This window comes from Cupriavidus sp. MEYA8 (genome assembly GCF_059278825.1).
Window position 1 is genome coordinate 1,099,873 of sequence record NZ_CM181221.1, and the last position, 13,152, is coordinate 1,113,024.

Below are 13,152 nucleotides of genomic sequence, written 5' to 3' on the forward strand. Positions count from 1 at the left end.
ATCCCTCCGACCAACATGGCGCGGGCGCCACACCGGGACCGGCTTACCTGGCGGATCCGGCGGCGGCGCTTGCCCCCGGCGAAGGCCCCGGGACCATGACCGCCGGCGCCTTTGCCGTCACTGCGGCGCAGGCCTTGCCGCAGGGTCTGCAGGCGGCCGGCTGTGGCGGCCACGTATTGTACTCGGCAGCGTATTCGCACTACGCGCGGCGTGTGCTGCTGGCCCGCCCCGAACTGCCCGCGGTGATCGCGGCGGCGGCCGGGCAGCCGCTTACGCGCGCGTGGATGGAGGCGCGGCTGCAGGCGCTGCACGAACCTTCGGCCGATGCCGAGGAAGCCACCAAGCGCACCTTGCGCCGGCTGCGCGCCGAAGTCATGTGCGCGGTGATCGAGCGCGACCTGCGCGGCCTGGCCGCGCTGGGCGAAATCACCGGCGCCATGACCGACCTGGCCGAACTGGCGATCCAGCATGGCCTGGCGGTGCTCGGCGCCGATCTCGCCACTACCTTCGGGCGCCCGGTCGGCGAGCAGAGCGGCGAGGTGCAGGAGCTGGTGGTGGTCGGCATGGGCAAGCTCGGCGGGCGCGAGCTCAATGTCTCGTCCGACATCGACCTGATCTTCCTGTATGACGAAGACGGCGACACGCAGGGCGGCACGCGCAGCCTGTCCAACCATGAGTATTTTATCCGCCTCGGCCGCCGCCTGATCAACCTGCTTGCCGAGGTGACCGCCGATGGCTACGTGTTCCGCGTCGACATGCGGCTGCGGCCCAATGGCGACGCCGGCCCCCTGGCGTGCAGCCTCGGCATGCTGGAGGAATACCTGGTGGTGCAGGGGCGCGAGTGGGAGCGCTACGCCTGGATCAAGGGCCGCGTGGTGTCGGCGCTCGGCACGCCGCACGCGCAGCGCACCGCCGGCCTGCTGGCGCGCCTGACCACGCCGTTCGTGTTCCGGCGCTACTTGGACTACGGCGTGATCGCGGCGATCCGCTCGCTGCATGCGCAGATCCGCAGCGAGGCCGCCAAGCGCAGCGGCGGGCTGGCGGGCCACGGCATGAATATCGGCAGCCAGCGCTCGTTCAATATCAAGCTCGGCCGCGGCGGTATCCGCGAGATCGAATTCATGGCGCAGGTGTTCCAGCTGATCCGCGGCGGCCAGGATCCCGCGCTGCGCGTGCGGCCCACGCTGGAAGTGCTGGGGGTGGCGGTCGAGCGCGGCCTGCTGCCCGCCGGCCAGGCCGGACAGCTGGGCGACGCCTACCGCTTCCTGCGCCAGCTGGAGCACCGCCTGCAGTACCGCGACGACGCCCAGACCCATCACCTGCCGACCTCGGAAGACGAGCGGCTGGCGGTGGCGCGGATGATGGGCTGTGCCAGCTGGAACGAACTGCTGGCGCGGCTGGCGGCGCTGCAGGAGCCGGTGGCGCAGCAGTTCGAGGCCACCTTCTCCGACCCCGACGCCGCGCCCTGCGAGGCGCTGTGGCCCGACATCGTGCTCGACGACAACGCCGCGCGCGCGCAGGACAACCAGCAGGACGCCGCCGCGCCGGCGCAGGGCGGGGAGGATGCGTGCGACGATGCCACGCCGTGCCGGCGCCTGCAGGCGGCCGGCTTCACCGACTGCACCGGCCTGTTCGACCGGTTGCGCGCGATCGCGTCGTCGCTGCGCTACCGTGCGCTGTCCGAGTCCAGCCGCGCCCGCTTCGACCAGCTGGTGAACCGCGCGCTCGACCTGGCCGCGCGCCAGGACGACGCCGACAGCACCATCGCGCGCTTTATCGACTTTCTCGAGGCCATCAGCCGGCGCGCCTCCTACCTGTCGCTGCTGTCCGAGTACCCGCAGGCGATGGACCGCGTTGCGCAGACGCTGCATGCCTCGCGCTGGGCCGCGGCCTACCTGACGCGCCATCCGCAACTGCTCGACGAACTCCTCGACAGCGATGCGCTGGCCGGCGCGCCCGACTGGGCCGCGTTCCGCAAGCGCCTGCACGAGCGGCTGCTGGCCGCCGAAGGGCAGGTCGAGCACCAGATGGACATCCTGCGCCGCGAGCACCACGCCGAGACCTTCCGCGTACTGCTGCAAGACCTGCAGGGCATGCTGACGGTGGAACAGGTGGCCGACCGGCTGTCGGACCTGGCCGACGCCATGCTCGATGCCACGCTGCAGACGGTGTGGCGCCAGCTCGCCACGCGCCATTGCGACACGCCGCGCTTCGCGGTGATCGCCTACGGCCGGCTCGGCGGCAAGGAGCTGGGCTATGCCTCGGACCTCGATATCATCTTCCTGTATGACGACGAGCACGAGAGGGCGCCCGATGTCTACGCCGCCTTCGCGCGCCGGCTGATCACCTGGCTCACCAGCCATACCGCGGCGGGTGCGCTGTTCGACGTCGATACGCGGCTGCGCCCCAACGGCGCGGCCGGCCTGCTGGTCACCGGCTTCGACGCCTTCCGCCGCTACCAGCTGCGCGAGGGCGACAACACCGCATGGGTCTGGGAACACCAGGCGCTCACGCGCGCGCGCTTCTGTGCCGGCGATGCGGCCATCGGCGAGCGCTTCGAGGCGCTGCGCGACGAGGTGCTGCGCCAGGAGCGCGATGCCGCGGTGCTGCGCGGCGAGATCGTGCAGATGCGCCGCAAGGTGGCCGAGGGCCATCCCAATCCCACCAGCCTGTTCGACCTCAAGCACGACCGCGGCGGCATGGTCGACATCGAGTTCACGGTGCAGTACCTGGTGCTGCTGCACAGCCGCGCGCATCCGCAGCTGACGCGCAACGCGGGCAATATCGCGCTGCTGCGCGAGGCCGGCGCGCTCGGGCTGATCGATGCCGCGCTGGCCGTGGCGGTGGGCGACGCCTACCGGCTGTTCCGCGCGCGCCAGCACCAGTTGCGGCTCGACGGCCAGGCGCACGCGCGCTTGGCGGCGGAATCGGTCGCCGGACAGAGGGCGCAGGTGCGCACGCTGTGGCAGGCCGTGTTCGGTGAGGACTGAGGCCACCATGGCCACGAAGGCCACGCCCGCCGCGGCGGCCCCGGGCCGTCCCGCCGGTGCCTCGTGGCCGGGGCTGCTGGCGGCGAGCGCGCTGGTGTGGGCGCTGTCGGCCTGCTTCACCTTCCTGCCGTGGTGGCACGCCCACGGCCTCTATCTGCGCGATGCAGTACGGCTCGACGGCCAGTGGTGGCGGCTGGCCACCGCCATGTGGGTGCACCTGGGCGCGATGCACTGGCTGGCCAACGCACTTGCGGCCGCGGGGCTGCTGGCGCTGGCCGGGCGTGCGGCGCGGGCGCGCGCCATGCTGCTGGTGTTGCTGGCGTGCGGCCTTGCCGTGCAGGCCGCGCTGCTGCGCGTGCCATCGGTCGGCTGGTATGGCGGCTTGTCCGGCGCCTTGCACGGGCTGGCGCTGTGGGGCGGGCTCAGCCTGTTGCGCGCGCCCGGGTTGTCGCGCGTGCTCGGCGTACTGCTGTGCCTGGGCGTGCTGGCCAAGGTGTGGCTGGAGCAATCGTGGCTGGCGCCGGTGATCTTTGACCCGTCATGGGGGTTCGGCGTGGTGCGCGCCGCGCACGCAGCCGGCGCGGTGGCCGGACTGCTGTGCTGGGTCGTGCAGGAGTGGTGGCTGGCGCGGCGGCCGCTGCGCAGCGCCGACGGCGACTGAGCCGCATCCGCGGCAGGGCAAGCTGGCAGGGCAAGCTTTATGCGCGCCGGCGCAGCGCGAAGCCGAGCAGGCCGGTGCCGGCCAGCGCGAGCGCGAGCCAGCGTGGCACCGCGCCGCCACCGCCACCGCCGGACGGTGCCGGCGCGGCGGCCGCCGGCGGGGCCGACACCGCCGCGGCCAGCGCGTTGTCGGCATCCAGCAGCCCGGCGCCGCACACGCCTGGATTGGTGGTGCAGAAGGTGCCGGATGGATGCGGCCGCGCCGAGGCCTTCAACGCCGCGGTCACTTGCGCCGGCGTCAGCGACCCGTTCAGCGCGAACATCATCGCCACCACGCCAGACACCATCGGTGCCGCGAAGCTGGTGCCCTGCGACGACGATATCGTGTAGGCCCCGATCGAGGTGGTGCCGTTGTTGCCCAGCGTGCGGATTACCGAAAGCGTGGTGGTGCATGCCCCGTTCTGCACGCGCGAATTGCCGCAGCCGCCGCCCGGCGCGCTGATCGCCACCTGCGGGCCGATGTTGGCATAGGTGGCGTTCTCGCCGTCGTTGGCGTGGGCCGTGACGGCGATCACACCGCTGCAATCGGCCGGCGCTTCGACCGCGCTGCGGTTGTTGCCCGCCGCCGCCACCACCACCACGCCGCGCGCGTTCAGGTCGTTGACCGCCTGCTGCTCGATGCTGCTGCAGGTGCCGCCGCCAAGGCTGATATTGACCACCCGCGCCGGGGTTGGATTGGCCGGCACATTCGGCACCGGCAGGCCGCCCGCCCAGCGCATGCCGTCGACCGTATCGGACAGCAGCGCGCCGCAGCGTCCCGACACCCGCACCGGCAGGATGGGGGCGCTCCAGTCGACGCCGGCAATGCCTTCGCCGTTGTTGGTGACCGCGCCCATCACGCTGGCCACGCGCGTGCCGTGCCAGCTGTTGGACGTGGCCTCGGTGGTCGGTGTTGAACTGCCGGGGCAGGTGAAGCCGGCCGGGACATTGTCGCCGGGATCGGTAGCGTCGCTGTCGCGCCCGTCGTCGCCGTCATTGGAGACGATGGCGCTGCTGATGAAGTCAAAGCCCGGCAGAAGCCGGGAGGCCAGGTCGGGGTGTCGCAGCACGCCGGTATCGACCACCGCGATCACGATGCCGCCGCTGCCACGCGTGCGGTCCCAGGCGCGCGGCAGGTTGACGCCGCCGACGGCGGTGCCGGTGCCCATCAGGTAAGGCTGGTTGGCGGAGAATTGCGGGTCGTTGGGCAGGGTATCGTGCAGGTGCAGCCAGCGGTCCGGCACGGCATCGGCCACGCGCGGGTCCTGGCGCAGGCGGGCGGCGGCGGCTTCCGGGTCGGAGGCGAGTTCGTCCGGCACCTGCAGCAGGTCCATGTTGCCGCCCATGGGGCGGCGCAGCGTGGCGGCGATGCCGGTGCGCTCGCGCAGTTGCTGCAGCGGACTCGTCGCTGATGCGGCCGGCTCCTTGCTGCTCACGGTGGAGGTGGTGCCATCGCGCCAGCGCACGATGATCTGGCCGGTGTAGGCCGGGGCCGCGGCTGAAGTCGAGGAGGGCGCGGCGCCTGCGGCGACCGGTGCTGCGCCACAAAGCGCAGCGATGGTGATCAGGGCTGCCCGCCAGTGGGGCAACGCGAAGCAGTGACGGAAGACGGACTGCGCGGGATGCAGCATGTATTCCTCCAGAGGCACCCCGCACGTCATCGGGCGCGCAGGGGGATCGAATGTAGGGAATACGATCCGCGCCGGTTGCGCAAGGGATACCGAAGGTTTAGAACCCGCCGCTTCCGGACGGACTCCGCGGGCAACTCAGCTCTTGGGCATATCCCGGCTGGTCGGCATGGTGCGGTTTGGCTGGATCATCCGGTCCGGCTCGGCGGTCTCGACACGCGGGATGGCGCGCAGCGTATCAACCGCCTGGTCGATGGTGGCATCCGCCGATTTGGAGATCGCCGTCACCAGCCAGACCCCGCCCGACATGGGGCGCTTGACCACATAGCGGATCGGGCCCTTGATCTCGGCCAGCAACTTCCCGGCATCCTCGGACATTTCGACCGCGGGCGGCTTGAACTTGACCATGATGTCGCCCACCGCGCGGTCGTCGGTGATGCTTCCCGGCGGCGGGGCGTAAGGCCCCGACTGGGCCTTGCAGCCAGACAATGCCAGCAGTGCGGCCGTGGCCGCTGTGGCCAGGGCCAGGACGGCGCGCAAGGGGCGGTGGCGGCGGCCTGCCGGCGGCGCGTGGCGGGTCATGGTGAGGCTCCTGTGAAAGTTGGTTCGGGTGCGCCGATGCAAGCGCGATGTGGGGGCGACGTGGGCGATGTGGGCGACGATGCCGGGGCATCAGCCGGCGGCGCGGCGGCCGCGCCGGCTTTCCTTGGCCGTGCCGCGCACCGGGGCGCCGGCCTGGGCTTCGGCGCCTTGCGCCAGCATCTCTTCGGCATGCTGCAACGTGGTCGCGGTGACGGTTGCGCCGCCCAGCATGCGCGCGGTCTCGACCACGCGCCCGGCCGGGTCGAGCACGCGGATGCGTGAGCGCGTAACCGAGCGCGTAACCGAGCGCGTGACCGAGCCATCACCGCCATCGGTGGTTTCCTTGCTGACCAGCAGGTGCGTGCCGGCCTGCGCGGCGACCTGCGGCAGGTGGGTCACGCACAGCACCTGGCGCGCGCGGCCCAGTTCCTGCAGGCGCCGGCCGACGACTTCGGCGACGGCGCCGCCGATGCCGGTGTCGACTTCGTCGAAGATCAGCGTCGGCGTGGGCGAAGCCTCGCTGGTAATCACCGAGATCGCCAGGCTGATGCGCGCCAGTTCGCCGCCGGACGCGACCCGCGCCAGCGGCCGCGCGCTGACGCCGGCATGGCCGGCCACCAGGAACTCGACCTGCTCCAGGCCGTAGCTCTGGCCGTCTTCCAGCGTGTTCAGCGCGGCGACAAAGCTGCCGCCCGCCATCGACAGGCCCTGCATGGCCTCGGTGACCGCGGCCGACAGCGCCTGCGCCGCTTGCGAGCGCGCATGGCTGAGGTGCTGCGCCAGCGTCAGGTAGGCGGCCTTGGCGGCGGCTTCGCGCGCCATCACCTTGTTCAGGTCCTGCGCGGCCTGCAGGTCGTCGAGCTGCTGGCGGCGCGCCAGCAGCTCATCGGGCAGCTGCTCGGGAGGCAGGCGGTACTTGCGCGCGGTGGCGTGCAGCGCCTGCATGCGTTCCTCGACGGCCTGCAGCCGTTCGGGATCCAGCTCGAGCCGGTCGACGTAGCGGGTCAGCGAATGCGCGGCTTCCTCGGCCTGCACCTGGGCCGGCTCGAGCGCGGCCAGCACGTCGCGCAGCGCCGGGTCGACGTCGGCCAGCTGCTGCAGCCGGTGCACGATGGTGTTCAGCGCCGATAGCACCGAGCCGTCGGCTTCGGACAGCGCCTCCAGCGCCGCGCGGCTGCCGTCGATCAGGCCGGCGGCATGCGACAGGCGGTTGTACTCGGCCTGGATCTCTTCCCATTCGCCCGGCTGCGGGTTGAGCTTGTCGAGCTCGCCGACCTGCCACTCCAGCCGCTCGCGCTCGAGCTGCATCTCGCGCGACTGGTGCTCGACCGCCTCGCGCTGGCGCACGCAGGCGCGCCACGCGCGCCAGGCCTCGGCCACCGCGCCGGCCTGCTGGGTCAGCCCGGCGTGGGCGTCGAACAGCAGGCGCTGCGCGTCCGGGCGCAGCAGCAGCTGGTGCGCGTGCTGCCCGTGGATGTCGACCAGCTGGTCGCCCACTTCGCGCAGCTGCGCCAGCGTGGCCGCGGCGCCGTTGATAAAGGCCTTGCTGCGGCCGCCGGCATCGACCGTACGCCGCAGCAGCACCGCGCCGGCGCCGTCATCGTCTTCGGCATTGAGCTCGCGCTCGGCCAGCCAGGCGTCGAGCGCCGGGTGGGTCGTGAAGGTGGCGCTGATGCTGGCGCGTGCGGCGCCTTCGCGCACGATGCCGGCGTCGGCCCGCTCGCCCAGCACCAGGGCCAGGGCGTCGATCAGGATCGACTTGCCGGCGCCGGTCTCGCCGGTAAAGACGGTGAAGCCAGGGGTGAAATCGAGGTCGAGCGTGTCGACGATGACGAAATCGCGGATGGACAGGCTGCGCAGCATCGTGGCGGATCGTGGCGAAAGTGAGATCGGTCCGGAAAGTCGGGCTGGCGTAGGATCGGGGTGGCTAGCTCGGGCTCTGGGGGCGGCTCAGAGGCGGTTGTCTTCGGACGGGTATTCGTGCCAGTGCAGCTTCTTGCGCAGCGTGGCGTAGTAGTTGTAGCCCACCGGGTGCAGCAGGTTGATGCTCTTCTCCGAGCGCCGCACCACGATGCGGTCGCCGGGCAGCAGAGAGGTCAGCGACTGCATGTCGAAATTGACGCTGGCGTCGCGCGCGCTGGCCACTTCGATGGTGACCTCGGCATCGTGCGGCAGCACGATCGGGCGGTTCGACAGCGCGTGCGGGGCGATCGGCACCAGCACCACGCCCGACAGCGTCGGGTGCAGGATCGGGCCGCCGGCGGACAGCGCGTAGGCAGTCGAGCCGGTCGCGGTTGACACGATCAGGCCGTCCGAACGCTGGTTGTACATAAAGTTGCCGTCAACGGACACCGCCAGCTCGACCATGCCGGAAATGCCTGAGCGGTTCACCACCACGTCGTTCAGCGCCAGCGCCGAAAAAATGACGCTGTCGTCGCGCACCACGCGGGATTCGAGCAGCAGCCGGTTCTCGGCCTCGTAGCGGCCGTCGAGCATGTCGGGCAGCACCGTGTGCACGTCTTCCAGCGCGATGTCGGTCATGAAGCCGAGCCGCCCGTGGTTGACCCCGATCAGTGGCACGTCGTACCCGGCCAGCTGGCGGGCAATGCCCAGCAGCGTGCCGTCGCCGCCCAGCACCACCGCCACGTCGGCGTGCTGGCCGATTTCCTCGGCCGACAGGGCAGGGTAGGCGGTCAGCCCGGTGGCCAGCGCGGTCTCGCGCTCGAACACCACATCCTGGCCGTTGCGCAGGATATAAGAGGCGATCTCCTCCAGCGGTCCTTCGATGCCGGCAGTCGAGTAGCGGCCCACCAGGGCGACGGTGTTGAACGAAGTGCGCAAGGCGCTGGCTCTCGGGGGGGCGGACATGCCGGGATTAGACCATACCGCCGCTGCCGTTGCCAGCAGGCGCCGGCGCCGCAACCCAGGCGGGGCGCCAGAAGGTCTAAAACTTGCGTAAAATCGGGGCATCATGGATGAACGTTCCAAAACGCTGCTCAAGACCCTGATCGAGCGCTACATCGCCGAAGGCCAGCCGGTCGGGTCCCGCACCCTGTCGAAATTCTCGGGGCTGGACCTGTCACCCGCGACCATTCGCAATGTGATGTCCGACCTGGAGGAAATGGGCTTTATCGCCAGCCCGCACACGTCGGCCGGCCGCATCCCGACGCCGCGCGGGTACCGGCTGTTCGTCGATTCCATGCTGACGGCCAAGCCGCTGGAGCGCAACACCGAACTGGCCGAGCTGACCGGCCAGATCCAGGGCCAGCTCGGCGCCCAGCAGCTGGGTCCGCAGCGCATGATCACGGCGGCAGCGCGCACGCTGTCCAACCTGTCGCACTTCGCCGGCGTGGTGATGACGCCCCGGCGCGCGCAGGCGTTCCGGCAGATCGAATTCATGCGCCTGTCCGACAAGCGCATCCTGCTGATCATCGTCAGCCCCGAGGGCGACGTGCAGAACCGGATCATCCAGACCGAGCTGTCGTATACCCCGGCCCAACTGATCGAGGCCGCCAACTACTTCAACTCGCACTACACCGGCATGAGCTTCGACGCCGTGCGCAGCCACCTGCGCGTCGAGCTGCAGGACCTGCGCCGCGACATGTCGCAGCTGATGCAGGCGGCGGTCGAGGCCGGCAGCGTGGCCGACGACGAGGAAGACGACCACGTCTATATCAGCGGCGAACGCAAGCTGCTCGAAGTGGAAGACCTGTCTTCCAGCATGGACAAGCTGCGCCGGCTGTTCGACGTGTTCGAGCACAAGACCAGCCTGCTGCAGCTGCTCGATGTCTCCAGCCACGCCCAGGGCGTGCAGATCTTCATCGGCGGCGAGAGCCAGCTGGTGCCGCTGGAAGACATGGCGGTCATCACCGCGCCGTACGAGGTCGACGGGCAGATCGTCGGCACCCTCGGCGTGATCGGCCCGACACGCATGGCATACGAGCGCGTGATCCCGATCGTAGACATCACCGCGCGGCTGCTGTCCAGCGCGCTGAGCCAGAACCAGTGACGCGGCTGGCCGGTCTGACAAGCTGCCCCATTCCTACCGAGCGCCACCTGCGCTGGCGCGCCGCCATGGCGCGTTGCCGGCCGCGCGCCAACCCGGAAGCGACATGACGTTTTCACCCGAACCGGTTTACCAGCACGGGCAGGCGCCGCGCACGGCGATCCTGCTGGTCAACCTGGGTACCCCCGATGCGCCCACGCCCAGGGCGGTGGGGCGCTACCTGAAGGAATTCCTGTCCGACCCGCGCGTGGTCGAGATCCCGCGTGCCGCCTGGCTGCCGCTGCTGCATGGCGTGATCCTGCCGCTGCGTTCGCGTGCGTCGGCGTTGAAGTACGAGTCGATCTGGCTGCGCGAGGCGCATATGACCGGCTCGCCGCTGCTGGTCTACAGCGAGCGCCAGGCCCATGCGCTGCAGCGGCTGCTGAACCAGAACGGCCACGAGGTGACGGTGGCGTGCGCCATGCGCTACGGCAACCCGTCGATCGCCTCGGTGATGGAAGCGCTGCGCCGCCAGGGCTGCGAGCAGGTGCTGGTGCTGCCGATGTATCCGCAGTACTCCGGCACCACTACCGCCACCGCCTTCGACGAAGTGTTCCGCGTGCTGGGACAATGGCGCAACCAGCCCGAGCTGCGGCTGGTCAAACATTTCCATGACCACCCCGCTTATATCTCGGCGCTGCACCAGCAGGTCGGGGCCTACTGGTCACGGCACGGCATGCCCGATTTTGCGCACGGCGACAAGCTGATCCTGTCGTTCCACGGCGTGCCGCGGCGCACGCTCGAGCTGGGCGACCCGTATCACTGCGAGTGCCTGAAGACCGGCCGGCTGTTGGGGGCCGCGCTGGGCTTGCAGCCGGGGCAATATCAGGTGACGTTCCAGTCTCGTTTTGGCAAGGCGGAGTGGCTGCAGCCGTACACGGCCCCGACGCTGGCGGAGCTGGGCAAGGTTGGCGCCGGCCGGGTCGATGTGTTCTGCCCGGGTTTCCCGGCGGACTGCATCGAGACGCTCGAGGAAATCGCGATGGAAGGGCAGACCGAGTTCAAGGTCGCGGGCGGCAAGGATTTCCACTTTATTCCTTGCATGAACGACGCGGCGCCGTGGGTGGCGGCGATGGCGGAGATTGCCCTGCAGCACCTGCAGGGATGGCCGCTCAACACGCCGCACCCGCATGAGCTGGAAGCGCGTCGCTCGCGTGCGCAGACCCGGGGAGCCGCAGCATGAACGTGGATTTTGAAGCGGATGCGCGCCAGCGCATCGACAAATGGCTATGGTGCGCGCGCTTCTTCAAGACGCGCTCGCTTGCGGCCGAGGCGGTGGAGCGGGGCAAGGTGACCGTCAACGGCCAACTGGTCAAGAACTCGCGTGAAGTGCGGCCCGGCGACAAGGTCGCGCTCGAAGCGCACCAGCAGCGCTGGGAACTGCAGGTGAAGGGCATTGCCCCGGCGCGCGGACCGGCACCGGTGGCGCAGACGCTGTATGAAGAGAGTGCCGACAGCCAGGCGCGCCGGCAGGCCGAGGCCGAGCGGCGCCGCCTGCAGCCGGAGCCCGCCGCGCAGTTGCAGGGGCGCCCGACCAAGCGCGACCGCCGCCGCATCGATGACTTCCGGCACTGAGGCTGGCAGGAACGACACGCGGCGGCGCCGGCACAATGCCGGGGCCGCCGCGGTGCGAGCGTGTGTGCCGGAAAGTTGCGCTGGCGCTTATTCCTGCGAGACTTCCTGGCTGATGATAGGAACGATGTAGTGCTTGAACACCGCCTTGCCACTGCCATACTCGGTATCGCGCGGCGAGAAGGCGTCGGACAGGCAGATAAAGGCGGTCATGACCGCCAGGGCGGCCACGAGGCAGAGCGTCACGACTGGCAGCTTATGCATGGCCAACCTTTCGGAAGAGGCACAAAAATGAACCATCTCCAGGCCCCCGGCATTTTTGTCATTTTTCGTAAGAGAATGTTAGTGAGTGCAGTGCAGCAAGGCAATAAGGCGTCAATTGCATAACTCACGCCTTTGTAACCGCTTGTTTCCGCGTCTCGCCGGCGCCACTCTTGAAATCCGGCGCGACGCCACCAATTGCCGGCTAAACACGCCGATTGACCCACCGCGGCCGTACCCACGGACGGCCGCGCCAATGCATTGATACGGATCGACATGGAAGAACAGAAGCAGACGCCATCCAACCCGACGCCCAACGACGAAGCCAGCGCCCCTGCCGCGCAGGAGACCGCCGCGCCGGAGGCTGCCGCCGTGGAGGATGTGGCGGCCCAGCTGGCCGCCCTGGAAGCCAAGGCGCGTGAACACTACGACCTGTACATGCGCGCGGTCGCCGAGGGCGAAAACATCCGCCGCCGGGCGCAGGAAGACGTTGCCAAGGCCCACAAATTCGCCATCGAGAACTTCGCCGACAACCTGCTGCCGGTGATGGACAGCCTGCAGGCCGCGCTGGCTGACGGTTCCGGCGATATTGCCAAGCTGCGCGAAGGCGTCGAACTGACTGCGCGCCAGCTGGCAGCCGCGTTCGAGCGCGGCAAGATCGTGGAACTGAACCCGGTCGGGGAGAAGTTCGACCCGCACCGCCACCAGGCCATTTCGATGGTGCCGGCCGACCAGGAACCCAACACCGTCGTCACCGTGCTGCAGCGCGGCTATACCATTGCCGACCGCGTGTTGCGCCCGGCGCTGGTGACGGTGGCGGCACCGAAGTAAGCCGGACTGCTTAGCGGCTGAGGCTGCGCCCGGTGCCGTCCAGGCCCGGGCGTTTTGCTTTCTTGCCTTTGCGGGAGCGAATCATGTCAAGCGAATCGCCGGCCGGCGAGCCGTCCGCGGACCAGGCCGCGGCAGCCCACCTCGACCATCGCGCCTTCGAGGCCTTTGGCATGCGCCAGGTCGACGACGCCGGCATCGACGCCGCGATTGCGCAGGCCGGCGATGCGCTGGTGTGCGTGTTCTTCTGGGGCGTGGATTGCTTCAATTGCGAGATGGCAAAGAAAGCCATGCTCGCCAATCCCGAGCCGATCCGGGCACTCGGCCTGCACTGGCTCCATGCCAATGTCTATGAGCACCCCGCACTGGGCAAGCGCTTCGGCCTGCACGGCATCCCGGTGTTCATGTTCTTCCAGAACGGCAAGAAGCTGGGCCGTGCCACCGGCTGGCATGGCCACGGCCAGTTTGCCGCTGCGGTCGCCAATGCCCGGCTGAAGGCGGGCGGCAAACCGCTGGCGGGGTGAACCGGCCAGCCAGGCGGCATCAG

General features: G+C 69.8%; 12 protein-coding genes. 7 read left to right on the plus strand and 5 right to left on the minus strand.

Annotated elements, in window-relative coordinates:
• Positions 1-95 precede the first annotated feature (95 nt).
• Positions 96-2,990, plus strand: a complete 2,895-nt coding sequence (glnE, locus tag AC5WJ1_RS05075; protein ID WP_494476524.1) for a bifunctional [glutamate--ammonia ligase]-adenylyl-L-tyrosine phosphorylase/[glutamate--ammonia-ligase] adenylyltransferase — start codon at positions 96-98, stop codon at positions 2,988-2,990.
• 7 nt (positions 2,991-2,997) lie between these two features.
• Positions 2,998-3,651 (plus strand): rhombosortase, encoded by a 654-nt coding sequence (gene rrtA, locus AC5WJ1_RS05080; protein WP_133097687.1) that lies wholly within the window; start codon positions 2,998-3,000, stop codon positions 3,649-3,651.
• A 37-nt stretch (positions 3,652-3,688) separates the two neighbouring features.
• Here rrtA and mprA read toward each other — a convergent pair whose 3' ends face one another.
• The 4 genes from mprA to AC5WJ1_RS05100 form a co-directional block, all read right to left on the minus strand.
• A complete protein-coding gene (mprA, locus tag AC5WJ1_RS05085) occupies positions 3,689-5,320 on the minus strand; it encodes an MprA protease, GlyGly-CTERM protein-sorting domain-containing form (RefSeq protein ID WP_135704920.1) in 1,632 nt (543 codons plus the stop codon).
• Between the two features lie 135 nt (positions 5,321-5,455).
• Positions 5,456-5,899, minus strand: coding sequence for a hypothetical protein (locus AC5WJ1_RS05090; RefSeq protein WP_133097614.1), 444 nt, complete (start codon positions 5,897-5,899; stop codon positions 5,456-5,458).
• A gap of 90 nt (positions 5,900-5,989) precedes the next feature.
• Entirely contained in the window at positions 5,990-7,762 is a 1,773-nt protein-coding gene (gene recN, locus AC5WJ1_RS05095; RefSeq protein WP_133097613.1) for a DNA repair protein RecN, read from the minus strand.
• 87 nt (positions 7,763-7,849) lie between these two features.
• The gene (locus AC5WJ1_RS05100; RefSeq protein ID WP_133097612.1) at positions 7,850-8,767 is read right to left on the minus strand and encodes an NAD kinase; all 918 of its coding nucleotides are present in this window, start codon (positions 8,765-8,767) and stop codon (positions 7,850-7,852) included.
• A gap of 103 nt (positions 8,768-8,870) precedes the next feature.
• On the opposite strand from AC5WJ1_RS05100, the gene hrcA reads away from it, so the two are divergent.
• From hrcA to AC5WJ1_RS05115, 3 genes are all read left to right on the plus strand, one after another.
• Positions 8,871-9,908 (plus strand): heat-inducible transcriptional repressor HrcA, encoded by a 1,038-nt coding sequence (gene hrcA / locus AC5WJ1_RS05105; protein WP_133097611.1) that lies wholly within the window; start codon positions 8,871-8,873, stop codon positions 9,906-9,908.
• A gap of 103 nt (positions 9,909-10,011) precedes the next feature.
• Entirely contained in the window at positions 10,012-11,127 is a 1,116-nt protein-coding gene (gene hemH, locus AC5WJ1_RS05110; RefSeq protein ID WP_494476384.1) for a ferrochelatase, read from the plus strand.
• A complete protein-coding gene (locus tag AC5WJ1_RS05115; RefSeq protein ID WP_133097609.1) occupies positions 11,124-11,519 on the plus strand; it encodes an RNA-binding S4 domain-containing protein in 396 nt (131 codons plus the stop codon). Before hemH ends, AC5WJ1_RS05115 begins: the two co-directional genes overlap by 4 nt.
• An 87-nt stretch (positions 11,520-11,606) precedes the next feature.
• Here AC5WJ1_RS05115 and AC5WJ1_RS05120 read toward each other — a convergent pair whose 3' ends face one another.
• Entirely contained in the window at positions 11,607-11,780 is a 174-nt protein-coding gene (locus AC5WJ1_RS05120; RefSeq protein ID WP_165971578.1) for a hypothetical protein, read from the minus strand.
• A 273-nt stretch (positions 11,781-12,053) separates the two neighbouring features.
• Here AC5WJ1_RS05120 and grpE point away from each other — a divergent pair, with 273 nt between their 5' ends.
• Together grpE and AC5WJ1_RS05130 are read left to right on the plus strand one after the other, a co-directional pair.
• A complete protein-coding gene (gene grpE / locus AC5WJ1_RS05125; RefSeq protein ID WP_133097607.1) occupies positions 12,054-12,608 on the plus strand; it encodes a nucleotide exchange factor GrpE in 555 nt (184 codons plus the stop codon).
• 83 nt (positions 12,609-12,691) lie between these two features.
• Positions 12,692-13,129, plus strand: coding sequence for a thioredoxin family protein (locus AC5WJ1_RS05130; RefSeq protein ID WP_195428080.1), 438 nt, complete (start codon positions 12,692-12,694; stop codon positions 13,127-13,129).
• The last annotated feature ends 23 nt before the right edge of the window (positions 13,130-13,152 follow it).

Excerpts from the sequence above, each read along its gene's own strand:
- glnE (WP_494476524.1), top strand. The coding sequence starts at position 96 with ATGACCGCCGGCGCCTTTGCCGTCACTGCGGCGCAGGCCTTGCCGCAG.
- rrtA (WP_133097687.1), top strand. The coding sequence starts at position 2,998 with ATGGCCACGAAGGCCACGCCCGCCGCGGCGGCCCCGGGCCGTCCCGCC.
- mprA (WP_135704920.1), bottom strand. The coding sequence starts at position 5,320 with ATGCTGCATCCCGCGCAGTCCGTCTTCCGTCACTGCTTCGCGTTGCCC.
- AC5WJ1_RS05090 (WP_133097614.1), bottom strand. The coding sequence starts at position 5,899 with ATGACCCGCCACGCGCCGCCGGCAGGCCGCCGCCACCGCCCCTTGCGC.
- recN (WP_133097613.1), bottom strand. The coding sequence starts at position 7,762 with ATGCTGCGCAGCCTGTCCATCCGCGATTTCGTCATCGTCGACACGCTC.
- AC5WJ1_RS05100 (WP_133097612.1), bottom strand. The coding sequence starts at position 8,767 with ATGTCCGCCCCCCCGAGAGCCAGCGCCTTGCGCACTTCGTTCAACACC.
- hrcA (WP_133097611.1), top strand. The coding sequence starts at position 8,871 with ATGGATGAACGTTCCAAAACGCTGCTCAAGACCCTGATCGAGCGCTAC.
- hemH (WP_494476384.1), top strand. The coding sequence starts at position 10,012 with ATGACGTTTTCACCCGAACCGGTTTACCAGCACGGGCAGGCGCCGCGC.
- AC5WJ1_RS05115 (WP_133097609.1), top strand. The coding sequence starts at position 11,124 with ATGAACGTGGATTTTGAAGCGGATGCGCGCCAGCGCATCGACAAATGG.
- AC5WJ1_RS05120 (WP_165971578.1), bottom strand. The coding sequence starts at position 11,780 with ATGCATAAGCTGCCAGTCGTGACGCTCTGCCTCGTGGCCGCCCTGGCG.
- grpE (WP_133097607.1), top strand. The coding sequence starts at position 12,054 with ATGGAAGAACAGAAGCAGACGCCATCCAACCCGACGCCCAACGACGAA.
- AC5WJ1_RS05130 (WP_195428080.1), top strand. The coding sequence starts at position 12,692 with ATGTCAAGCGAATCGCCGGCCGGCGAGCCGTCCGCGGACCAGGCCGCG.